The organism is Paenibacillus sp. SRL342, assembly GCF_984798905.1.
Map to the genome: position 1 here is coordinate 646807 of NZ_OZ481790.1, position 23737 is coordinate 670543.

Consider the following 23737-nt stretch of genomic DNA (forward strand, 5'->3'; position numbering starts at 1 on the left):
CACCGAAGATACAGGCTCAACAGAGTTGTGTCTTCGGTGTTTTTGTTTTATTTAACTATGATGAGCGGGACTACAGATGACGCAACTGTTTCTCTGCAAAATCACCAACCCACGGCAGTTTTAGCCATTTCCCCTGCAGGCTGGTAACGACCATAATCAGCCAGACCACTACACCAAGCAGGGATAACAGCGATGCCACCAGTGGTCCGAACAACGGAAGGAAAGCTGATAATACATGCCCGACCATAATGATGCCAAAGACCGTTACAGATTGTAGCGCATGAAATAACACGAACCGACTCCGCTTCTCCACAGCGAGAAAGACAATCCCACCTACAAAGGTAAACAGATAACAAAGCATGCCAGCAATATTTTCATCCAGACCGCTAGACGATTTCATGGGGGACATCCGGTCCAGCCTCCTTTGACCTTTTTAACTAGGCTATGAGAGAGGTGGACAGAACTGAACCGATGAATTTATTTGCCTATAATAGGATGGAGTGAAAGAACAGTCAAAAACAAGAAACAGGGACAGGATCAGCTGAGTTACAGCATGATCTGCCCCTGTCCGGATGAAGAACTCGGTACTTCTAACAAAAATAATCACTACCCACCCTGAAACTGTCTGCGTGGGCTGTCGATCTTGCCTTTTTTATCGGTGTCGTTTTCTTTGGGAACCAAACGTTCATCGGTTCGTCCTTCGTGGTGATTATCAAATGCATATTCGGTCAGTTTCCATTCCGACTTGCCTAGAACGGGGTCAGACGGGAAGTGTTGCCCCCGGTGAAGATGTTCCTCTCGTCCGGCTTCGTTAATGTAAACTCCGTCTACTTCCACCTTTTCATGCGAAAGGGGCAGCATATCCTGTTCTTTGCGGTCCATGAGACGACGCCTCCTTTGGATACCAGTAATTTAACTGTATGGGTTGTCCGTGATAATATCCCCCGAATAGTTCAGTGTTATGCTGGATATATTAATTCCGTATAGAATGGCGGCATTCATAACATATGATTCGGAATTAAACTTTTTGGGCTTGAAAACCGTTATATTTATTAGAGGAAATCGTCAAGTCGTAAGATACTTCCGAATATGCTACAATAAGATTATGATTCATTCCGAATCATATCGGGTATTTATAGTGTCAGGTACTTGCTTTCTAGCGAGGTTCCCGACCTAAAGCTTGCTTTAAGCCGCGCACACAACTTCATGGATGGCATTTAAGACTTATTCGGCATTCTCTAAACGGAGCATTCACTTTCAACGTTTTGGGAGGGAATTACAATGGCAACGAAAGGTCACAATGAGGTCAAAGAAAGTTTGAGGGAAATGACTCGGATTTTCCGTCCTAAAGATCCAAAAAAATTCGTGAAGGAGTACGTGAGAAAATACCGGATTACGGGTGGATACGAGGAAGAATTGACTTCTGTGGTTGAGCATGAGCTTGTCAAGATGGATTCTTCCGTGTCCTGAAACAACACACAACTCTGATTATACTGTTCCGATAATGAATAGAACCGTCTCCCGGGCGATAAGCTCCGGCAGGCGGTTTTTTTTGCGTTCCTGCTGCATATATATGGGAGTACACCTACAGCGGGAAGGATGAATGCATGTGGACCCTATTTTGAAAACCAAAGAAGAGATTGGCTACATGCGGGAAGCTGGCCGAATTTTGCGAAGTTGTCACCAGCATATTGAGCAGTGGATGATCCCCGGTATCACGACAGCAGCGATTAATGAGCGGGTGGAAGAGTTTCTGGCAGCACGAGGAGCCACACCGGAGCAAAAAGGGTACAAAGGATATCCGTACGCGACATGTGCCTCTGTTAATGAAGTGGTCTGCCACGGATTTCCTGGGGAAGAGGAGCTGGCGAGCGGGGATGTAGTGACCATCGATATGGTGGTGAACAAAGACGGCTGGCTTGCTGACTCGGCCTGGACATATGGAATTGGTGAAACAAGCAGATCCATTCGCAAGCTGATGAGACGAACGGAGAAGGCCCTTGAGCGGGCGATTGCCCAGGCAGTTCCAGGAAATACACTCGGAGATATTGGAAGTGCCATTGAACGAACAGCCAGGTTGTATCGGTACGGTATTGTGAAGCCTCTCATTGGTCATGGAATTGGTCAATATATTCATGAACCCCCAAATGTGTTGCCTTATGGCAAACGCAGAACGGGCACGATGCTGACAGAGGGCATGGTTATTACGATTGAACCCATCTTTACAAAAGGCAGTTCCGGGGCCGTTGTGTGGGATGAAGATGGATGGACGGTAAGGACGGTAGATGGCAGCTGGGGGGTCCAGTATGAGCATACGGTTGCGATTACTGGGAATGGCCCCTTGATTCTGACCGATGGCACGTGAGATGAAGTCAGTGAAGAAGAGGACTTGAGTTGAACTTTCTCCGACATGCTCCATGCTGTTTTGAGCTTGAAGATAGCGGTATGGAGCGATAGGCATGTCTTCTGAATGGATATGGAAGAGGTTTTCCATAAATTCTGATCTTTTTTTTGCATAATAGCACATGTTTTCAATGTGAGAAAAATCACCAATAAATCGAGTTTTATCACCGAAATTTGGCAAAAATTTTCAAATGTAGAGTGTAATACTTTTAACTGAAATCGTTTGCAAATCAAGTTGCAGAGCGGTTTTTTACATAAAGTGAACAATTTGTGAACATGTGTCCAAAGATTGACAAAATCATACCCTCAACTTATATTTAATAAGTGATTGAAGCATATAGAATGAATTGGAAGAATGCGCAGACATGCCCTGAGCAGGAAATCACGGGAGTACTGGAAGCGTTATTTTTGGAAGCGTTCTGTATGATGAAGAGGATTATGCGTATCGTGCTGAAACGTACCTTTTGTTGCCTTTCTACCGAACGACAACGGTAATCTACGAAAACGTAAAAAAGTGGGGTAGATCAATGATGAAACAGTGGCAGGTTGCAAAGCGAATTCTCCCCTTGCTGGCGGTGTTCTCTTTGCTGCTATCCGCATGCGGGCGGGAAGACTTGTCGGTAATGAAACCTCAGGGTCCTGTAGCGCAAGGCCAATATGATCTGATGAAGTTATCCATCGCGATTATGATCGTGGTGCTCATCATTGTATTTGCCATAGCGGCCTATGTTCTGATCCGGTTTCGCAGACGAGCCGGGCAGACTGAGATGCCCGAACAGGTTGAAGGTAATTTCAAGCTGGAAGTAATATGGACAGCCATTCCGTTATTGCTGGTTATTGTTCTGGCAGTACCGACGGTCCAAACGATTTTTGCCCAAGGCGAAGATCTGTCCAATGACAAAAACGCACTTAAGGTCCAAGTCACCTCGCATCAGTACTGGTGGGAATTCACTTATCCTCAATATGACGTAACCACCGCTCAAGATCTCATCATCCCGACCGGAACCAAAATCGCATTCGAATTAAAAACCGCTGACGTGCTTCACTCCTTCTGGGTGCCGTCACTTGCGGGCAAAATGGACACAAACCCGGATGGAACACTTAACAAGTTCAGTTTCTCTGCACCGAATGAAGGCGTTTACCGCGGTAAATGTGCCGAGTTATGTGGCAGATCACATGCTTTCATGGAGTTTAAGGTAAAAGCAGTGAGTCAGGAATCGTTTGACAGATGGGTGAACCAGATGAAAGCACCCGCAGTCCTTCCTGAAGATACTCAATTGGCCGAAAAGTTCAAAACAAACTGCCTTTCTTGCCACGCTGTTGGTGATCAAGGTGGACCGGTTGCACCTAACCTGACGGGAATAGGCGGCAAGGAATCTGTCGCAGGCATTTTGCTGAATTCTCGCGAGGGACAGGAAGAAGGTAGTCCGGTACTGGATAACATGAAAGAATGGCTCCATGATCCACAATCCGTGAAGCCGGGCAATACCATGCCGAATCCCAAAGATCTTGGGTTGACGGATGAAGAAATCGACGGAATTGCCGAATATCTGGCCAACTACAAATTGGACTATGAATAGAACAGCAAGGACGAAGAAGGGGGTACACAACCTTGGCTCATGCGCATAGCGTCAAGAGGTACAGGGGCTTGATGGATTGGATCACCACCGTCGATCACAAAAAAATCGCCATTCTCTATTTGGTTGCGGGTGGATTTTTCTTTGGAATCGGCGGCATTGAAGCCATTTTGATTCGGATTCAACTGATGAAGCCTATGAATGATTTTGTATCGGCACAGGTCTTCAACGAATTGATTACAATGCATGGAACTACGATGATTTTCCTTGGTGTCATGCCACTTATTTTTGCCATAATGAATGCTGTCGTGCCTTTGCAGATCGGGGCACGGGACGTTGCTTTCCCGTTTCTTAACGCGCTGGGTTTCTGGACGTTCCTGTTTGGTGGGTTACTGCTGAACCTGAGCTGGGTTATGGGTGGAGCGCCGGATGCAGGCTGGACCTCATATACGCCGCTTTCGGGCAGTGAGTACAGTGGAACGCATGGTGTGGATTTCTACACCATCGGCCTTCAGATCGCGGGTCTGGGAACGCTCATCGGGGGCATTAACTTTCTCGCAACGATTATTACTATGCGTGCTCCAGGCATGTCCTACATGCGGATGCCAATGTTTACATGGACAACATTTATTACATCTGCCATTATCCTTTTTGCGTTTCCTGCCATCACGGTAGGGCTTGTACTTTTGACGTTTGACCGTATACTGGGAGCGAATTTCTTCGATGTCGCAGGTGGCGGTAACCCCGTACTCTGGCAGCACATCTTCTGGATCTTCGGGCACCCGGAAGTATACATTCTGATTTTGCCGGCATTTGGTATTATCTCGGAGGTTATCCCGACCTTCTCGCGTAAACGATTGTTCGGATACAGCTCCATGGTATTTGCCACCATCCTGATTGCCTTCCTGGGCTTCATGGTATGGGCGCATCACATGTTTACAACAGGTCTGGGTAATGTAGCCAACGCGCTTTTCTCCATCTCCACGATGTTGATTGCCGTACCTACCGGGATCAAAATCTTTAACTGGCTCTTTACGATGTGGGGTGGACAGATCCGTTTTACAGCGGCAAACCTGTTTGCAGTTGGTTTTGTCCCAACCTTCGTTATGGGTGGCGTTACAGGCGTTATGCTGGCATCTGCTCCGGCAGACTTCCAGTTCCATGATACGTACTTTGTTGTAGCCCACTTCCACTACGTTATTGTAGGGGGACTCGTACTTGGATTGTTCTCAGGATTACATTACTGGTGGCCGAAGATGTTCGGACGTATTCTCAGTGAAACACTGGGAAAATGGACGTTCTGGACGTTTATGATCGGTTTCCAATTAACGTTCTTTGTACAGCATTTCCTCGGTCTGATGGGGATGCAGCGCCGGATCGTTACATATTTGCCGAATCAGGACTTTGACCTGCTCAATCTGGTCAGCTCCGTCGGTGCGTTTCTAATGGGTGTTGGGGTTATCATGTTCCTCGTGAACATCGTAATCACAATGAGAAAACCGGCTGGTGCGCCAAACGATCCATGGGAAGACGGCCGTACACTGGAATGGTCTATTCCATCTCCGCCGCCGGAATATAATTTCAAGCAGACGCCGCTGGTACGCGGAATTGATGCATATTGGAAGGAAAAAATGGCAGGACATACGGAGATGACACCGGCAGAACCTGTAGGTTCGATTCATATGCCTTCAGCAACGCCGTTGCCGTTTGTAATGTCAGTAGGTATCTTTATCGCCGGACTTGGCTTGATGTTCAGTAACGATGAATTTGGTAATGCATTTATGAACGTCATTTTTAACAATTATATTGTAGTTATTATTGGTCTCGTAATCACATTTGGTGCAATGGCACTTCGTTCACTTTATGATGATCATGGCTGGCATATTGAACCGGAGGATCAGGATGAGAAGGGGGCTAGAACATGACAACCTCACATGCCGAACCGGTGAACGACAAATTGCCGCATGAACCGGAGAAAGCAACGCTGGAAGGCCGTAACAAGCTTATCGCCTTCTGGCTGTTCCTTGGCGGCGAGACGGTACTGTTCGGTACACTCTTTGCTACCTTCCTGGCTCTTCGTGGCCAAACCAATGATGGACCTACGGCGAATGAACTGTTCCACCTGCCACTCGTGGCCGCTGCAACTTTCATTCTCCTGGTCAGTAGTTTGACGAGTGTATTTGCGATTCAGGCCATGCATAAGGGTAAGCGAGATGCATTGGCGTTGTGGCTTGGCATCACGGTAGTACTTGGTATGGGATTTCTCGCACTGGAAATCTACGAGTTCTACGAGTATGTGAAACATAAAGAATTTGGCATGACCACGAGTGCATTCAGTTCAGCATTCTACACACTGGTAGGGTTCCACGGAGCCCACGTTGCTTTTGGTATTGTGTGGATCGGAATCATTATCGGTCAGCTGTTCAAAAAAGGATTGACGGTCGTAACCGCACCTAAAGTATACGTCTCCGCAATGTACTGGCACTTTATTGACGTGGTCTGGGTGTTCATCTTTACGGTCGTGTACCTGCTCGGAAAGGTGGGGTAACACATGTCGGCACAGGATAAGACAGATCAACAGCCTGTGAAACACCGTCACCGGACGGAAGGGCCACAGAAACACGTCGTGGTGTTTATCTTCTCCATTATTCTCACGCTGATTGCGTTTGCGGCTGCTTCTGCCGGAGGGGTCAACACAACCTTTATCATTATTATTTTGCTCGTCATGGCTATTCTTCAAGTATTCGTTCAGTTGGGTTATTGGATGCACTTAAAGGACAAAGGGCACTTAATGCCGATTCTGTTCATGGCCTTTGGCTTTTTCGTAGCCTTTACGTGCATCATTATGGCACTCTATTGGGTCTGGTGGTAAAAGAGATGGCGGCGGCGCATTGCCGCCGTCTTTTCCCCTTTTTGGCGAATGAATCTTCACAAAGTAATGAAGGCAACAACCAAATCAGGTCACGGGGAGGTTTCCCGTATGCTCGGGTTGCAATATTTTAGCTTCAACGATTTATGGAGTCCGCTTATATTGGCTTTATTTCTGATCATTGCTGCGGCTTATTTGGTGCTTGTGGGACCGTTAAGCGAGCAAATAAAGGATGCAGAACCTGCGAGTGCTGCACAGAAAATCATGTTTATTACAGGGTTGTTTGTCCTGTATCTGGCTCAAGCTGGACCATTTAATCTGCTTGGTCACGTGATGTTTAGCTTCCACATGGTGAGCATGGCGTTCTCCTATCTGGTAGCTCCGCCGCTGATGATGAAAGGTTTGCCGATATGGGTATGGCGCAGAGTCGTACGCTGGTTGCCTACACGTCAGCTATCGTTCCTGGCTCATCCAATCGTTGCGGCAGTGCTCTTTAACGGGCTGTTCTCGCTGTATCACCTACCGATTGTACATGATTACGTCATGCTGAATTTTACCGTTCACCGGTTGTATTATATTGCATTGTTCATCACCTCGATGCTCATGTGGTGGACATTGCTGAATCCGTTGCCAGAAGGCAGACAAGCATCGGGGTTATCCAAGATCGGTTTTATTTTTCTGAATATGGTACTGCTCACGCCTGCGTGTGGATTGATTATTTTTGCGGCCGAGCCGTTGTATCAGACGTACAGCAACCCGGCAGTATGGGCTGAAGCAATGCGGTATTGTGTGTCTGGAGATTCTACGGCGTTACTTCGCTCATTCGGTGGGCCTGCGTTCTTCAACTTCCTGTCTTCTGCGAAAGAAGATCAGCAGGTCGGTGGCATTGTCATGAAGTTTATTCAGGAAGGAATCTTTGCCTCCATGCTGGCTTATGTCTTTTTCCAATGGTATCGGAAAGAGAAGCAGGAAGATGATGATGATTCGTATCCTGCAGGGGACACAGGGGGGCCGCTCAATCCGGCTGCCAAATAATGAAGTAATGTTCTGACAAGAGGGGGAACACACGATGGATATGTATTTTTGGCTACCAACGATCAGTACTTCTTTCATTGTGATTAGTGCAGTGCTGGTAGGGATTGGATGGGTACTGATTATTCGGGGTAAGCGTAAGGCTCATCAGTCCGCCATGGTAGCAGGTGCGATTGCAGCTCTAATCTTCTTTGTGATCTATATGTCGCGCACGGTATTTGTGGGCAATACAGCTTGGGGTGGGGACCCAGATCTGGAGATCTTTTATCGGATATTTCTGATCTTTCATATTATCTTGGCTACCGTGGCAGCGATATTCGGCATCTCCACACTGGTGCTGGGGTTCAAAAAGAAGTTCGGAACACATCGCCGCTGGGGCAAGTTCACGTCCATGATCTGGTTCGGATCAGCGTTAACGGGTGTTGTTGTGTATGTTCTTCTATATCTCTTATATCCTGGTGGTCATACACGTCCGGTATGGGAAGTTATCCTCGGCGTATAAAAGTATAGATATAACCTCCGGTTACTTGGGCGTGCGTCACTATAACCTTCCGAAAATATGAAAATGGACTAATCTAATAGACGATTCGTCCACGCTTCCTCTCTCATTCATTCATAGAATGATTTCGAGAGGGGGAAACAAAATGAAAAAAACAGTCAACGTCAGTCAAACGTATCCACGTCTTACCGTGTATTCAGAAGAGAACTACAGAGGGAGAAGCCGCATCTATCGTGGCAACACGGGGCTCCGCAACCTGGACAATATTTTGGATGGGGTGGAGAGCCTGCGCTTTTTCTCAACAAGTTCCAATGCAACACTGGTTGTGTTTACACGTCCTAACTTCCAAGGTGGATTCCGGGTCTTCCGAGGCAACACCAACTTGAGAGATTTGGATGATCTTATCCGTGGCAATGATGTGGAATCCCTGATCTCCACCAATCAACGGTTAACGCTGGCTCAGATTCGTGCAATCCGCAGGGATCGCAGTCTGCCTAGTGGCTACAACCTCGTTTAATCGTAAGACCTCTTCTGTAAACAGGTGCTAGAGAACGGCAAAGGGCTGTACCCGAATTGTGTTTACACAATAATGGGTACAGCCCTTCTTTTGTGTTTGCCGAATGAAGTCTAATCCCCGCCACCTCCACTGTCTCCGCCACCGCTATCTCCACTGCTGTCGTTGCTGCTACCACTATCGCTGTTGTGATGAGAATGTGTGCCTGATGAAGAATCCGAATCATGATGTTTGTGATCCGGTGTGTGTCTGGCATGTCGATCGTAGGAGTCATCTCCCATAATGACCGGGTATCCCGAAGCAGAGTCCGTATAACCGTTGTTACGGCGAATGCGGTGTCTGCCTTTTTTGGCAGAATGACGATGAGGTTCATCCCGGAGGACCAACCAGATAACGACGATAAGGAAAAGGAGTACAAATCCGATCTCTACCAACCAATCCATAGCTGTAACCTTCCTTTCTTTGATTCGGTACTATAGTTTATTTTAACGTAAATTTGAAAAGTGTCCCATCCCATCTTCCTGATTCAGGAAATTTAGGGGTTGACGGGATGAGAATTTGGTCTGTATACTGTGTATATTGATATATACAGTAAACACAGTGAACACAGTAAGCAAGATGAGTGAGTGAATGACAGGTGAAAGGCAGGCATGCATATGAACGAATGGAAGCAGGCGTGGTGGTTGACCCGCAGCCAGACGAGTAAGGATAAGCTCCAATGGCTATGGTCTGCATTATTCATGATATACACTGGCAGCATGAGCGGTGTGATGTTTTTAGGACAACAACAGACAGAAATCATTAATCCAGTAGTGGATTCCTTCTTTTTAATCATGTTGCCATTTCAAGGGTTCATGTTCTGCAGGCGTTCCTTTCGTTACATACAGGAGGATTCTTATACGCAGATGCTGGCCTACTATCGTAGAATTCCCATCCCTGAACAAGTGGTGATGTGGTCCAGGCTACAGCAGTCTCTGATGGCGTTTACGTACAATGGAATCTTTTTCTACGGATCGTTATACGTGGTTAACTTTCATGCCGAAGGATTCCGATGGGATCAGTACCTGGCCTTCAGCCTTACCTGTACAGGTTATGGCCTTTTGGTAACAGGATTGTATATTTACGGTGAGTTTCTGAACAGTGGCAAGAAATACTTGCTTCTCAGTACGCTTTTTATACCCATCGCCATTGGCATATCCATACTGATTCGAATGTCAGGCAGTTACGGATTACGGATTGTAATGGATGGAAGTAAATCATGGGGGCTACTTTCCCCGATCATGTGGATTGCTCTGGTGGCTGGCGTAGCGGGATTATGGCTGTTTAGTCGCTTGACGCTGAAGAAGCTGGTTCATCGGGATTTGAATTAAAATGAGAATTGAGCTTATGTACGAATACAGGATGAAACCGGCACGGTCAGGTAACAGACTGGAGTGTACCGGAGGGCGAGGTGCAAGATGTGAAAATACCCATTCAAATTAATGAAAATAGCGCTGAACCTTTATATCACCAAATTGAAAATCAGTTAAGATCGTTAATAATTACGGGTCAGTTGGGGGAGGGAACACATTTGCCGTCCATTCGTGAGTTCGCCGGAGCACTGAATTGCAGTGTTATTACGGTTAGACGGGTCTATCAGGATCTGGAGAATGAAGGCTTGCTTCGTACGAAGCAGGGGACAGGGACATTTGTGGCCCAAGTAGAAGCCGGCGATAGAGAAAATTATAGATTAAAGGCCGCACAAGAAGCGATGCAGGCAGCGGTGCAGTCCGGGAAATCGGTAGGCTGTACGGAAGAAGAGATGGAGAGCCTGTTCCGGGAAGTCCTGAAGGCTATTTACGTGAAGTAAGGGAGTGATTCATACGTGGAACCCATAGCAATCCAGTTGAACGGCGTATCCAAAATGCGAAAACGCAGAGTTATTGGCCCAATTGATCTGACCATCCCGGAAGGGTATATAGTGGCTATTCTCGGTCACAACGGTTCAGGCAAAAGCACCCTCCTTAACATGCTGCAGCAAGTGGTGCTGCCAGATGCTGGGCAGATTATATGGTTTGGTCAGGAACATGATGGGCCACTTCCCATTGAACTGAGACAACAGATTGGTTTTGTGGCAGATAACGCTGGTTCAGAAGAGAACCGGATAACAGCACAGGAAGCAGCCCATTTCCGGGCGTACTGGTACCCACGTTGGGATATGAAGTTGTTCGACCAACTGATTCAGGATATGGAAGTACCTGTTGATGTGAAGCTGAACAAGATGTCCAAGGGAGAGCGGCGTAAATTTGAGATTGCAGCTGCAATTGCAGCTCGCCCAAGACTATTGCTTTTGGATGAGCCTTCGTCAGGATTGGACCCCTTTGCCTGGAAAGTGATGGTTGAGCAGTTCCGTACCTTCATGGCAGGTGGTGACACCACGATTCTAATTGCCACACATATTGCGGACGAAGTCAAAAGGCTTGCGGATTACATCGTATTGATGCACCGTGGTCAGTCGCTGGGGATGGCCGAGAAAGATATGGTGCTCGATCAGTGGAAGGAAGTCTGGTATGAAGGAGACTTAAGGCCAGAGAGCATCCCTGGTGTTGTGGAATCTTCTTTGGAAGAGGGCGGTCTGGTTCGCGTAATTACAACCCGGGTCAGCGAAGCGCAGGAAAGGCTGGAGCTGTCGAATAACCGAGTATTGAAAATCCGTAACTTGGAATTGGATGAAGTGCTGGCATTCTGGATTGCCGGGTATGCACCCGTACAGTGGAAATAACCGAAGGGAGACGATAAATGATGAACCGATTGGAATTGAAGCAAGTCGTCAAGCAATATGCAGACAAAACAGCCGTTAATGGAGTCACGCTCAATGTAAAAGAGGGGGAGATTTACGGATTGCTCGGAGCCAATGGTGCAGGTAAAACAACAACAATGCGCATGGTGCTCGGACTGATTCACCCGGACGGAGGGAATATCCTGTACAACGGCAAGCCCTATAATACGGAACTGCAACAGATTATGGGTTATCTTCCGGAAGAGCGCGGATTGTACCCGAAGGTGAAAGTCAGCGAACAGATTAATTACCTGGCACGACTTCGTGGCATGAATGGTAAGGACGCAGATCAGAGCCTCAAGTACTGGCTGAATCGGTTTGAGGTACCTGAGTATTACGATAAAAAGATCGAGGAGTTATCCAAAGGTAATCAGCAGAAAATGGGCTTTATCGCGGCTGTAGTGCATAGACCGCAGATTCTCATTCTGGATGAAGCGTTCAGTGGACTGGATCCTGTCAACGTGGAATTACTCAAGTCCACCGTCAAAGAATTGCGTGACGAAGGTACAGCAATCCTGTTCTCAACACACCGTATGGAGCACGTTGAAGAGTTGTGTCGTCAGATTACCATTCTGCATCGTTCCAACACAGTCGTACAAGGAGAGATCAAGGAGATCAAGAGCCGGTATCCGCGTGAACAGGTATTCCTGGGTACGATTGGTAGTGTGGAAGGACTCGAACAGTTGTCTGGTGTGAAGAAAGTCGAGCGGAATGAGCGCGGTTACCTGATACATATTAGTCAGGTGGAAGCGGCTCAAGAGATTCTGAGAACAGCCATGACTCAGACGACAGTGGAACACTTTGAACTGAAGGAACCAACGCTTAACCAAATCTTTATTCGTGAGGTAGGTGAGTCGAATGAATAAAATGGGAACGATTACGGGTTTTACATTTAAAAACAAAGTTAAAACGAAATCATTCATGGTGACGACCATTGTACTTGCACTTTTAATTTCAATCGGACTCAATGTCCCGTATTTCATTACCTTATTTAATGGGGGTTCCATCGGTGGAGCTTCAAGCAGTAATCCTGTAAATATCGGTCTTCTGAGTACAGGGCAGCCTGAAGTTTCCGAGAAATTGGAGAGCTTCTCTGCGGCTCAAGGAGATCAGGCCTATCGATTTATTGCCAGTGGTGACAAAGATGAAGCTGCTCTTGCGGCGGATGTGGAAGCAGGGCTTACCGATGGTTATCTGAAGTTTGAATCTGTTTCCGGGCAAGAGTTCCCGCAGCCCATTCTATATTCTGCAGATGACGTATCACCTCAGATCATTGCATCCATTGAAGCGGCATTACAGAGTGTAAAGCTGGATGTGGTTGTGAAGGATGTACTCACAGCGGAGCAGAAGGAACTGATTACAACACCTGTGAAGCTCACCGAGCAAAATTTGAGTACAGATGAGAGCGGAGCAGGTACTGAGTCTGAAGGTGCAATGAGCCCGATTAACTATATTGTGGTGTACTTGCTGATCATCCTGCTGTTTACCTCGACGATGATGACAGGTAACATGATTGCCTCCGAGATCACAGCTGAGAAGAGCTCGCGTATTATGGAGATTCTGATTACGAGTGTATCACCGCTCAGTCAGATGTTTGGTAAAATCATCGGTATTTTCATGGTGGGGATGCTGCAAATCGGGATCTTCGGAGCGGTGGTTGCCGGAAATATCCTGCTGCCGCATAACCGTGCAGTATTAGGTGATTTCAATATGAGTCTGAGTGATGTGAATATTGCGGTTATTGTGTACGGACTCATATTCTACATTCTGGGTTACTTCCTGTATGCCGTGTTGTTCGCTGCCATTGGTTCAATGGTAAGCCGTACTGAAGAACTCGGTCAGGCTGTTCTGCCGATTACAATGTTGTCACTTGTTTCCTTCTATATTGCGATCTTCAGTATTTCTACGCCAAACATTCTGTTGTTGAAAATCGCAAGCTTCATTCCATTCACGTCGCCGACCGCGATTCTGGTACGAATTGGCGCAGGAGTTGCGCCAACTTGGGAGATTCTAACGTCCTTAGCGATTCTCATTGTATCCATTATCGTCTTCGGATGGCTTGCAGCCAAAATCTATCGCACAGGTGTGTTGATGTACGGTAAACGCCCAACCTTCAAGGAATTGTTTAAAGCGATGAAGGCATATAAGATCTAGGTTGAGTGTTTGAAGGTAAGGTGTGCGTCGTCACAATAGGTGAAAAAGTTTTCATAATAGATGAAAAAACTTTGTCACAATAGATGAGAAATGTATGTTTATGCATAGTTATTCATTCAAAACAACGTTGGCAGGTAGCAAGAAATAAGTAGAGTTAAAAGAAGAGAGGTGCTACTCTAGAAATGGAGTGGCGTCTTTTTTTTGAATTCTATTTATTTTGGTTTTAGATGATCGAAGTGGGAAGATATAATTTACTTTTAAGTATGAGGTGATAAATACTTATCATAAAGGTTCACTATTATTTGTAATCGACGATACTTATTCACTTACTTAAATACTCGTTTTTTCATATAAGGTGGTACCAAATATTATATGATTAATGTGAACTCAACAATCAAGAACCATGGACTCAACTTGGCAATTGTATTGCTCTGAAATTGTATGTTGGTTTAGAGCAAATGAATAATATTTTAAAATTTGGCTACCCATCTTTGTCATGAAGCAAATCACCGCTTGCTAAGAGCTACAAGCGGTGATGTCTCTAAGATGAAAATTTAGGAGGAACCCTGGTATATCCTTGAACGCATCAAAAATCATTTGATCTAATAACTCAACTCACGGGGAGTAAGCTTCTTATGAACGTATAGTTGAAATGAGTGAAGTGCCCGAAAAGTACTTTAGTACCCATCCGAGAGTTAAAGAAGTGTTCCTTGATTTGCGAAGGAGTTATATGGTGGGTGAAAAAGATTAGGTTAATGTGGGTGCTACTCTAAAATGAATTAGCACTTTATACTGCAATAAATCATGATGGATTCATTAAAATTTAGAAAAAAGAATCTTATTAATTCTTCCATTGTCTATTTTAATTTTAAAAGGTATAATGAAAGGGAACGTTTGTTCTTTTATTATATGGTTTTATGGAGGTAATCACATGAAATTCACTGAAAGCATGTTGAATAATTATTCTCAACCACTCAGTAATACAGAGGATCAACAATGTAAGAATGCAATTAACATGGTAGTAAACTCAATAAAACCTTTAGGATTTCAAGAAAAGAGTGCAAGTTTGGAAAAGATGTATGATGATACATATTCTTATTACCAAGTGTTGGAATCAACTGCTAACAATAGAAAGATAAAAGTGTTTCTGCAAGGGTCATATGCAAATAATACAAATGTTCGGACTCAAAGTGATGTAGACATAGCAGTTGTGGAAGAAGATATATTTACTATTAATTATAGACCGGGTGTGGGTGACGCGAACTATGGATTTGTAAATGCCCAACCTCGTTCGCAATCATTTAAAGATGAGATTGAGATTGCGTTAACAAACACGTTCGGAACTGATGTAAGTAGAGAAAATAAATCAATTAAAATTAATGGTAATTCGTATAGAAAAGATGCGGATGCAGTTCCATGTCGTAGATATAAAGATTTTAGCTCGGATTATTACAATAACTCTACAAATTATGTTGGTGGAATAATTATACAGGCGGACTCTGGAGAACAAATTATAAATTACCCAGAGCAACACATCAGGAACGGTAAAGAGAAGAACGTTTCAACAAATCACTTTTATAAAAAAATGGTTCGAATCATGAAAAAAATGAGATACCTAATGAAAGATAAGGGAATTTCATCTGCAAATGGAGTTAGTTCATTTGCGTTAGAATCTTTAATGTGGAATATACCGGATGAATATTATTTGGAATTTAAAGATTATCGTAAAGTGTTTATGTTCTACAAGTTAATAGGTTACTTGAATGGTAATTTGTACGCTCTGAGTACTTATAAAGAAGCGAATGGTATAAAAATGTTGTGCCCCAACCCTGATATGATAAAAAAATTGGAATCGTTTATCAATTCTCTCACAATTTTTTATGAATATGAGTAAGGAGGTAAGGATTAATGTATAATTCAGGTGTTTATTGGAGAATATGGATTATTTTAGGTATATTGATATTTATCACGATTGTCTTGTTTAAAGGGCCACCATATAACATCTTTATCATTGTTTCTGCTGCCAGTGCTGCGGGAATTTCTCTATTAATTGAAGCTCTGTTATTTAAGCGAATAATATGGATGAAATTCCCCCACTTATTCCATCCATGGCTGTGCACAGTACCTTACATCGGAGGGAAATGGGAAGGGATAATTCAATCAGATTACATTGATAGAGAAACAGGAGAGAAGGTAGAGCCTATACGTACTAGTATGGAAATAAGACACGAGTTTGACAGAATTAAAGTGACACTTGAGACAGATAAAAGTTTCAGTAGTAGTTACACAAGCGATATATGGATTGATGAAGCTGGCCGCAAGTATCTGTGTTATACATATTATAATGACGCAGATGAAAATCGAGATACTAACCCAAATCATGATGGAACAGCAAAGTTACGCATTAGCTTAGATGCCGATGAAGAGCCCATTTTGAAGGGACATTATTTTACAGGTAGAAAGACGACTGGAAAGATGGATTTTATAAGAGTAAATAAAAAAAATTCGAAAATATAAAATTGTTATCTTCAGATATACTTCAGCCTGAACCTGTTTATCTAACATTAATTCTTCTTCAGATAATCAGCTTACTACCTGCAATGGTGGAAAAACCAGTCCGATGACTCTTTATTTCATATCTCTTCACTCAATAGGCTCACTTGAAAAATTAACTACAATTATTGCATTAATTTCAAATTGTTAGATGCCGATAATTCGAATGTGAAAGCATGGATGGATACACTATTGTGTATTTAGATTTATCGGTATAATTGCGAATTCATTTTGTGAAAGGGCAATACGTGTTGAAATATGCAACGAGTACTTTGACTTTAGGGTTTTACTTGCTTGTATCTTCTTAAATCTATTGAAAAATCACCTTTTGGTGATCTCCTAAAAAATCTACATTTAATTGAGTGTGGATTTTTTCTATTTCAGAGTTATAAAAACAAGGAGGTTTAATTAAATACAAAGTAACAATTTCATTCTCAGTGGTCCCTTGTTAATAAACGACATTATACAATTAAGAATGCGACAGAATATATCTAAATTATAAGTGGAAATACCTCATTCCACCGACAAAATAAAATAATATTAACAGTTGGTCTTGAGTTAAGGAGGCTATTTAAGGGGCAATGTTGGGTGCTGGAGCTATTCTCGTTATTGTTGATCCGCGGATTAAATAATATGTAGGTGCTATTATAGAATGGGCTAGCATCTACATATTATTTTTTCATTAGAAAAACTACTTATATGTAAAAGCAGTCTACATAAGACAAACTACATAAAAAAAACTACATAAAAAAAACTACATAAAAAAAACGGAGACACATGCCTTTATCTCTTATAATTTTAGTTGGTTAGTTAATTTATTTTTCTTAATGCTTACGTTCCAAAGCACATGTGATGGAAGAGTGAGGGAACTTCACTACAAAACAGTTTAGACCAAATAATGTGCAATCTACTTTGTAAAACAATAAGTTACAGAAATGAAGATATTGTAGTAAAATTAAGGGACAATATACATACAGGAAGAAATTTAGCTAAATATAAAATTGAGATGAGGGTTTCTCTTGAGTACTCAGAATAGGAAAGTAGGATTTTATAATTTCCATTTTAAAAAACACGCATCATTAGAAGAGTATTTTGATAAGGATGTTTTTAAGAATTTTATTGAATATGTATTACTATTGCCTTCTAATCAACAGATTATATCTATACCTAGATTTAATAAGGCTATAACAATTGATAGTCACTTAATTACTCAGTTCCATGCTGATCATGTTGTTAGAATTGTTTTTAAGTCATGTAAATACAACCATAATCCTGAGTATATGTCTAGTCTCGACGGAACTGAAAGAGATAGTGATAAACTGCCTCATGAAGGTGACAAAGAAAAAACTCACCTTTGCATAAGAATTTCAACATTTGATGCTAGTTTATTGCTTGAAGAGAGAAGAAGTGGAGTGACAATTAATGAAGTCACAAATTATTTGAACAAAATGCTGCGTGAATACTTAACAATTAGAGGAATGCGTAAAAATTTTAAAATTATTTATGGTGCGGAACCTTCTCGGAATTTTCTTTCTCTGTTAGAAGCAGCTAAAGATATAAAAGTGGCTGAACTTCATACTAGTAAAGTTTATTTAGGAAGTGAAGCTATGGACGTTGTCCAAGAAGAGGACAATTCTATGAAAGAGGAAATTGTGATTACTATTAAGGCACAACCAAAAGAATCTTTAAGAAAAAGGGTCTTCAGACGTATTTTTAGAGAGTTAACATCTGAAGAAAGCAAAGTAAGCCGAATTAGACTTTATGGACATGACGAAAACAGTAATCTGTTAAGGATTGATAGCCAACCACTAAAAAAGGTTGATTACGTTACGGCCGATTTAGAACAGAATGGTACCATTAAAACAGAATCAATATTTGAAAAGATGTATGTGGTACTAGGTATTATAGAGGAAGCGCAATGATAGGTGCTAAAGTATACGGAGAATGGTTAATCCCAATTGCTGATTATTATAAGACGCTGCAGAAGAATGAGAAAAACTATGAAATCCTTATTCCCCTAATAACTGCAGTTATTACTACGGTCATATACTTTTTCTTTGGTGATTCCCTTAGAGCCTTGATGAAATTAAGAGATATCTTACCAAATGCTTTAGCCATACTGATTGGTTTCACTATCTCTTGTGTCACAATTTTAGTCTCTAGTGATAACAATACAATTAAGTATCTTAAAGATACTAGCTCGGATAATAGAGTGGTAAGAAATAAAGTTATTTCGTTGTATCAGTGGATGCTTATAACCTTTGTGTATATTTTAATTATTCAAGTATTTCTACTAGCTTTTGTTTTCTTTGTTGCCTTTTTTCTACAACTTACGAAAACAAATCCTTTTATTTCGATAGGTCTTTTCATCGAAACCTACGCTCTTCTCCATATTCTTTTGCTACTCATAAGAAATATAACTAATTTTTATTTTGTTTTCTTCGTAAGACGTAATTAGACTATTTCGAGAATGCGTTATATATTCTATCTATTTTTATCTAAGATCTAGTGAGGAGTTTGTTTAGAAAACAGAGTTAGTCTCCTTTTATGAGTGGTGCACTGAGACGCTGAATTGTATCGTATATCATGACAAAGCTAGATAACTTAAGTCGACTACATTTTATGTAGTTTTTGGAAGCCAGTAATCCTAATAATCCGTCAAATATTTTGATGGATTATTTTTTATGTGTTTTGATTTGAATATTTATTTAAAAGAATCTGTATGATAAGATAAGGTAAATAGTTCCTTAGGAGGATGTTATAGTGAATAAAAAGAAAGTTTTTGTTACTTTGGTCTCTGTATCTCTACTTTTAAATGCAACAACTGTTTTAGCTCATCCAGGAAGAACAGATGCCTATGGTGGTCACACTTGCTGGACTAATTGTACAAAATGGGGATTGGAATACGGACAATATCACTATCATAATGGCGGGAGTTCTTCATCCAGTTCTACTAAATCTTCTAGTAGTTCTTCGTCAAAAAGCTCTAGTTCATCATCCACATCAAAAGCTACAAAACCTAAAGAGTCGAAACCAAAGTATACGCAATCTAATCTAAAGGTGTATATCAATGATAAGAAAGTAGATTTTACGAATAAACCTTTACAATATGAGGGGAATAATCTAGTTCCTTTACGTGATATTACGGATGCATTGAAAGCGACATTTGCTTACTACCCTGAAAGCGGAACAATTGGCATAACAAAAGATAAACACAAGGTTACGTTGACCCTAGGAAGTAAAAAGGTATTTTATAATGGTGCCAGCAACACGTTAAGCGTAGTTCCAAAGGTCATAAATGGAATTACATACATCCCAGTACAGTCCATCAAAGGCCTGGGAGCAACTATGGAATTTGATCCAAGCAATAACACATTGGACATCCAGATCTAAACCAGTAGTGAGATGTACCAAATGACTCTTTTTGCATTCCTCTAATTAAGTAAAACATAAAATTCGTATAACAATTTAAATTGTCGAGGAGATTACTGGAATGAAAGGTAAGTCAATTATAGGCGTTGTTCTAATTCTTCTTTTTGTTTTTCTACTACCTAATCATAGTATTCATGCAGCTAATACAGGTTCAATTAAAACGAAAACATACTCATACAAGGGTCAACAATATGTTCAGATCGATGGTGGGAATAAAAAGGTATCTGGAAAAATTAATAAAATCTTAAAATCTCACGCTGTAGCAGCAGCCAAAGGTAATGCTGAAGTAAAGAAACTGCAAAAGCATTACTACCTAAATTCAACTGCCAAAACCAAATATGCATCGGACCAAAAGTTATCAGTAGTATATGAAGACTCGCTATACAGTGGTGGGGCTCATAGTAATGAGATAGCAACAACGTACAACTTTGACCTGAAGACAGGGAAACAATTGTTTCTAAATAATGTCGCTGAAAACAATCAACAAAAGTACAATCTACTGAATGAAGTAGAAGCCAGCTTAAAAGTGAGTAAAGAAGCCTATTCAGACTTATTTCATAATTTTCCATTAACGAATAAGTCCAGTTTCTATTATTATAATGATGGAGTTGTAGTCGTTTTTAATCCTTATGAAGTGGGGCCGTATGCCGCCGGTTTCATTGAAGTGAAAGTACCATTAATGAAAATCAACGCAGTCTCCGAAGTTCCTTTATTTAATTTAAACAAAACTACTCTCGATATGTTAAGCCAAGGGATCATACCAGGCTTCAAAGGAGTTCGTTTAGGACAAAGCCAGGCCGAAGTTACACGTATTCTGAATACAAGTGCGGGGCAGTCTTATTACGAGAGTGGAGGTCTATTCTGGATCTTAAAAGGGATAGATTATGCATCCTTTAACTTTGACGATGAAAGTATAGACTCTCTTAGGAATGTTTATCTTGGAAAAAAAGCTTTTCCAATGAAAACGTTCAAGGATATTGAACAAGTGTTGGGGAAAACAGAAAGGTATGAAAGCTCAAATTATGACGGGGATGTACTTATCTCCTATACCTTCGGGCAGATCTCTATTGAGTTCACTTCAGATTTACATGATAGTTCTGAATCCATAAATGGAATCATGATATCAAAGCGATAGAATAAAAGCAGGGAGCATAAGCTCTCTGCTCTTTTAAAATTCGTGAAAAATACAACTAATGAGGTGGAAAATGATTAAAAATGAACTGAGATATAAGGGGAAAATATTAAACTATGATGAAAAATCTAAGATTATTTCCAATATAACTTTAAACGTATTCTTATTGAGATTACTGTATACTTTCCTTATTATTTGTATAGTTTCTGTTAGTCTTATTTTTATTCTTGCTTTTATAAATACTACATGGGCCTCTGCGTCTCTTGGTATAACATTTGCCACTTTACCTTTGGCTATTATTGCGGCATTCTTACTAGAACGAGATGTTATATCTAAAGAACTGAATGATAAATTGTATATATATTTTGATTTATTAAAAGATTTTATAGAAGAAGGTAAGAGCCTTTCAAAAATTGAAATGGTAAGAAGAAAGTTGACAAGGTACTTAGGAACTTTAGAAAATAACGTTAATAATGTTTTTATATTTAAAAGCTCTGAGTTAGAATCAGAATTGATTCAAAATATTAAACAATTTCTTGATGATGATCTTATGTATCTCTTAAAAAATAAGAAAAAGGATAATATTCTAGAATTGATGGTCTATATAAAAGATACATATCTAAACGCAGAAGGGCTGGTACTGACAAGAAATACGGAACTTGTAAATGAAAATGAACATAGTATGACAATGGAAATGTTAAAGGATACATTAGAGAAATGTAAGATTGAAAAACAAAGTCTTATTACTGAAACAGATCAAGGAATATTTATAGGCATGTCAGCAAAGTTAATTAAATTTGCAACTAATATCTATACTATAGTGATAGTTGCGATGATTTTAATTATTTACATGAATGTTGCCGAAGAGTACACTATATTGTCTGCAAACGTAACACTTGTTAGCATATTTGTATCCTTAATCGCCCTTATCGTTCAGTCGAGAAAAAAATAAATCACTAGAACATTGGTCATCACTCTCAATGAGTACGATAGGTGAGACGGGCAGCTGGAGGTGAACTATGCAATTTGAAATTACAGAAGGCATGAAGAAGCAAATTTTCGATTGGGATAATTGCAAACCTATTGATGTAACAGGGGCTAAGTTAGCATACACATTCATTCCAACAAGTATTGGCGTAGTGATCCAAGTCAAATGTGATGTTTGCGAAAGAACATTAAGCTTATCGGATGATCTGTAAAAAGAAATAAAAAAGCATCTCCTACTCTCCATTTTGCGTGAGAGATTAGGAGATGCTTTTATTTTTTATGGATCATATTTCCTTCAAGACAAGTGCATCTTTAATTAATCGGTGGAGCACTTCAAGTTCCTTACTAGATAGGGATAACAGAGTTGTATCAATTTTCTCCATGATAGCCATTTTTGATTTATCTTTAGAATCGTGTTTGTCATCTTCAAGTAGCTGTGAAGGTGCAATGTTAAGAGCATTGGCTATTTTATTTAAGGTCTCTATCGTGATATTAACTTCTCCACGTTCGATTCTTCCCAAGTATGAATAATCTATTTGAAGTCGTTCTCCTAATTCTTCCTGGGTTAATTTCCTTGCTTTCCGATACAAGCGAACCTTTTTACCTACTCTTAAAAATATGTTGGACATTCATGCCACCTCTATTTAAGAGTAGGTAACTTATGTCCTGGAATGAAGAATGTTTAACTACTTAATTCCATTTGTAAATAGGTGTTATATATCCTAAAATGAAAATAGCATATGACAATAAGGAGATTAACATCTATGACACAACAACATGTAATTGAAAATGTGCTTCAATCCAAAATGCGCGGTAAGGTTACTTACCTAGGTAATGTAACTGCGACATCGGTATTACAACTTACCTACGTAAAACCTTTTGATCATCCTTCGGGAAAAGGGTATCAACGACCGGTGGATAGTAAGAGATGTAATGACTTTGCCTTATATCTCTCGAAGGGAGAGGATGCACTCTTTGCTCCGATCATGTTAAATGCTGAATCTCAATGGGAGTTCAGCGCATATGACAAAGCCAGACCACATTTAGGTCGTTTAATTTGCAAAGGCAAGGCATCGATAATGGATGGACAACATCGAGTGGGCGGGATTAAACGATATACACAGGACACAAACTCTGAAATTAATGTTCCATTCTTGGCATACCACTACCTAGATGAAGATGAAGAAATCCATCTATTTGACATTATTAATACGATGGCCAAAGGAATAGGCACCTCACTAAGTAAATATCTTCATCGCAATACGGATGAACTGAGCTGGATTGCAACGGAATTGATAACTCGTGGAGCTAGCCCCTTCCATTTTATAGGGACACTAACTGGGAAACGCAGCTCGGGTCGTCATGTTACCCTTCAGAATTTATATAAAGTGATTGAATTACTTACAAAGTCAGAAGCCGTTATTCATCTGAACAAAGAAACCAAACTAACCTGGAGTCTAATGTACTTTAATGCTATTAAAGAACAATTTAATACCGAATGGCTTAGCTATAAAGAATATCGTTTAACCCATATCGTTTGTCTTAATGCCTTAGCAATGGTAGGCGCGGAGATCTTGAAGGAAGCCACAAGCCGACAAAAGGGAAAAATGGATTACTCATTTATAGAGAAGAGTGTTAAAAGAATGAAAAATACAGAATGGTCCGCCGAAGGTCCTCTTAAGTACCTTAAAGGAATTAGTGGTTCTCGAATGCTTGCTCAAGATTTGATTTCTGAGGTCATCCCTACGAAGTAAGGTAGATTGGGAG

General features: G+C 41.3%; 27 protein-coding genes. 23 read left to right on the top strand and 4 right to left on the bottom strand.

What is annotated here, in order from left to right; genetic code table 11:
* Positions 1-70 precede the first annotated feature (70 nt).
* Positions 71-409: a DUF4870 domain-containing protein gene (locus AC4E8D_RS03045; protein WP_047840268.1), complete on the bottom strand. Its 339-nt coding sequence runs from the start codon at positions 407-409 to the stop codon at positions 71-73.
* Between the two features lie 197 nt (positions 410-606).
* Positions 607-882 carry a transposase gene (locus AC4E8D_RS03050; RefSeq protein ID WP_221825736.1) on the bottom strand — a complete coding sequence of 92 codons (276 nt, stop codon included), beginning with the start codon at positions 880-882 and terminating at the stop codon, positions 607-609.
* A gap of 399 nt (positions 883-1281) precedes the next feature.
* Here AC4E8D_RS03050 and AC4E8D_RS03055 point away from each other — a divergent pair, with 399 nt between their 5' ends.
* From AC4E8D_RS03055 to AC4E8D_RS03095, 9 genes are all read left to right on the top strand, one after another.
* Positions 1282-1470: a hypothetical protein gene (locus AC4E8D_RS03055; protein WP_017690840.1), complete on the top strand. Its 189-nt coding sequence runs from the start codon at positions 1282-1284 to the stop codon at positions 1468-1470.
* Positions 1471-1603: 133 nt separating this feature from the next.
* Positions 1604-2365: a type I methionyl aminopeptidase gene (gene map, locus AC4E8D_RS03060; RefSeq protein ID WP_076329704.1), complete on the top strand. Its 762-nt coding sequence runs from the start codon at positions 1604-1606 to the stop codon at positions 2363-2365.
* 565 nt (positions 2366-2930) lie between these two features.
* Positions 2931-3983 (top strand): cytochrome c oxidase subunit II, encoded by a 1053-nt coding sequence (gene coxB / locus AC4E8D_RS03065; RefSeq protein WP_047840266.1) that lies wholly within the window; start codon positions 2931-2933, stop codon positions 3981-3983.
* A gap of 71 nt (positions 3984-4054) precedes the next feature.
* Positions 4055-5905 carry a cytochrome c oxidase subunit I gene (ctaD, locus tag AC4E8D_RS03070; RefSeq protein ID WP_397376306.1) on the top strand — a complete coding sequence of 617 codons (1851 nt, stop codon included), beginning with the start codon at positions 4055-4057 and terminating at the stop codon, positions 5903-5905.
* Positions 5902-6528, top strand: a complete 627-nt coding sequence (locus AC4E8D_RS03075) for a cytochrome c oxidase subunit 3 (protein WP_047840264.1) — start codon at positions 5902-5904, stop codon at positions 6526-6528. The genes ctaD and AC4E8D_RS03075 overlap by 4 nt, the downstream gene beginning before the upstream one ends.
* 3 nt (positions 6529-6531) lie before the next feature.
* On the top strand, positions 6532-6852 hold the full coding sequence (locus AC4E8D_RS03080) for a cytochrome C oxidase subunit IV family protein (protein ID WP_036613178.1): 321 nt from the start codon (positions 6532-6534) through the stop codon (positions 6850-6852).
* Between the two features lie 108 nt (positions 6853-6960).
* Complete coding sequence (gene ctaG / locus AC4E8D_RS03085) at positions 6961-7884, top strand: cytochrome c oxidase assembly factor CtaG (RefSeq protein WP_221825744.1); 924 nt, start codon at positions 6961-6963, stop codon at positions 7882-7884.
* 34 nt (positions 7885-7918) lie between these two features.
* Positions 7919-8383 (top strand): DUF420 domain-containing protein, encoded by a 465-nt coding sequence (locus AC4E8D_RS03090; RefSeq protein ID WP_221825738.1) that lies wholly within the window; start codon positions 7919-7921, stop codon positions 8381-8383.
* Positions 8384-8525: 142 nt separating this feature from the next.
* Positions 8526-8897, top strand: a complete 372-nt coding sequence (locus AC4E8D_RS03095) for a hypothetical protein (protein WP_036613171.1) — start codon at positions 8526-8528, stop codon at positions 8895-8897.
* 110 nt (positions 8898-9007) lie between these two features.
* Here AC4E8D_RS03095 and AC4E8D_RS03100 read toward each other — a convergent pair whose 3' ends face one another.
* Positions 9008-9337 carry a hypothetical protein gene (locus AC4E8D_RS03100; protein WP_221825739.1) on the bottom strand — a complete coding sequence of 110 codons (330 nt, stop codon included), beginning with the start codon at positions 9335-9337 and terminating at the stop codon, positions 9008-9010.
* 213 nt (positions 9338-9550) lie between these two features.
* On the opposite strand from AC4E8D_RS03100, the gene AC4E8D_RS03105 reads away from it, so the two are divergent.
* From AC4E8D_RS03105 to AC4E8D_RS03165, 13 genes are all read left to right on the top strand, one after another.
* Positions 9551-10264 (top strand): hypothetical protein, encoded by a 714-nt coding sequence (locus AC4E8D_RS03105; protein ID WP_221825740.1) that lies wholly within the window; start codon positions 9551-9553, stop codon positions 10262-10264.
* An 89-nt stretch (positions 10265-10353) separates the two neighbouring features.
* On the top strand, positions 10354-10743 hold the full coding sequence (locus tag AC4E8D_RS03110) for a GntR family transcriptional regulator (protein ID WP_036613231.1): 390 nt from the start codon (positions 10354-10356) through the stop codon (positions 10741-10743).
* 15 nt (positions 10744-10758) lie between these two features.
* A complete protein-coding gene (locus AC4E8D_RS03115) occupies positions 10759-11655 on the top strand; it encodes an ATP-binding cassette domain-containing protein (protein WP_221825741.1) in 897 nt (298 codons plus the stop codon).
* A 20-nt stretch (positions 11656-11675) separates the two neighbouring features.
* Complete coding sequence (locus tag AC4E8D_RS03120) at positions 11676-12578, top strand: ABC transporter ATP-binding protein (protein ID WP_036668607.1); 903 nt, start codon at positions 11676-11678, stop codon at positions 12576-12578.
* Positions 12571-13866, top strand: a complete 1296-nt coding sequence (locus tag AC4E8D_RS03125; protein WP_339306701.1) for an ABC transporter permease — start codon at positions 12571-12573, stop codon at positions 13864-13866. Before AC4E8D_RS03120 ends, AC4E8D_RS03125 begins: the two co-directional genes overlap by 8 nt.
* 931 nt (positions 13867-14797) lie before the next feature.
* Complete coding sequence (locus tag AC4E8D_RS03130) at positions 14798-15760, top strand: nucleotidyltransferase domain-containing protein (RefSeq protein WP_490205822.1); 963 nt, start codon at positions 14798-14800, stop codon at positions 15758-15760.
* Between the two features lie 14 nt (positions 15761-15774).
* Positions 15775-16383: a Cap15 family cyclic dinucleotide receptor domain-containing protein gene (locus AC4E8D_RS03135; protein WP_479491793.1), complete on the top strand. Its 609-nt coding sequence runs from the start codon at positions 15775-15777 to the stop codon at positions 16381-16383.
* 1055 nt (positions 16384-17438) lie between these two features.
* Positions 17439-18341 (top strand): hypothetical protein, encoded by a 903-nt coding sequence (locus tag AC4E8D_RS03140; protein ID WP_490205823.1) that lies wholly within the window; start codon positions 17439-17441, stop codon positions 18339-18341.
* Positions 18338-18877, top strand: a complete 540-nt coding sequence (locus AC4E8D_RS03145) for a hypothetical protein (RefSeq protein ID WP_490205824.1) — start codon at positions 18338-18340, stop codon at positions 18875-18877. The genes AC4E8D_RS03140 and AC4E8D_RS03145 overlap by 4 nt, the downstream gene beginning before the upstream one ends.
* A 305-nt stretch (positions 18878-19182) precedes the next feature.
* Positions 19183-19812, top strand: coding sequence for a copper amine oxidase N-terminal domain-containing protein (locus AC4E8D_RS03150; protein WP_490205825.1), 630 nt, complete (start codon positions 19183-19185; stop codon positions 19810-19812).
* 100 nt (positions 19813-19912) lie between these two features.
* Entirely contained in the window at positions 19913-20986 is a 1074-nt protein-coding gene (locus tag AC4E8D_RS03155) for a DUF3298 and DUF4163 domain-containing protein (protein ID WP_490205826.1), read from the top strand.
* Positions 20987-21056: 70 nt separating this feature from the next.
* Positions 21057-21935, top strand: a complete 879-nt coding sequence (locus tag AC4E8D_RS03160) for a hypothetical protein (protein ID WP_490205827.1) — start codon at positions 21057-21059, stop codon at positions 21933-21935.
* Between the two features lie 67 nt (positions 21936-22002).
* Positions 22003-22182: a hypothetical protein gene (locus AC4E8D_RS03165; protein WP_490205828.1), complete on the top strand. Its 180-nt coding sequence runs from the start codon at positions 22003-22005 to the stop codon at positions 22180-22182.
* A 72-nt stretch (positions 22183-22254) separates the two neighbouring features.
* Here AC4E8D_RS03165 and AC4E8D_RS03170 read toward each other — a convergent pair whose 3' ends face one another.
* Positions 22255-22599 (bottom strand): helix-turn-helix domain-containing protein, encoded by a 345-nt coding sequence (locus AC4E8D_RS03170; protein WP_490205829.1) that lies wholly within the window; start codon positions 22597-22599, stop codon positions 22255-22257.
* Between the two features lie 135 nt (positions 22600-22734).
* Here AC4E8D_RS03170 and AC4E8D_RS03175 point away from each other — a divergent pair, with 135 nt between their 5' ends.
* Positions 22735-23724, top strand: a complete 990-nt coding sequence (locus tag AC4E8D_RS03175; RefSeq protein WP_490205830.1) for a DGQHR domain-containing protein — start codon at positions 22735-22737, stop codon at positions 23722-23724.
* Positions 23725-23737: the final 13 nt, after the last annotated feature.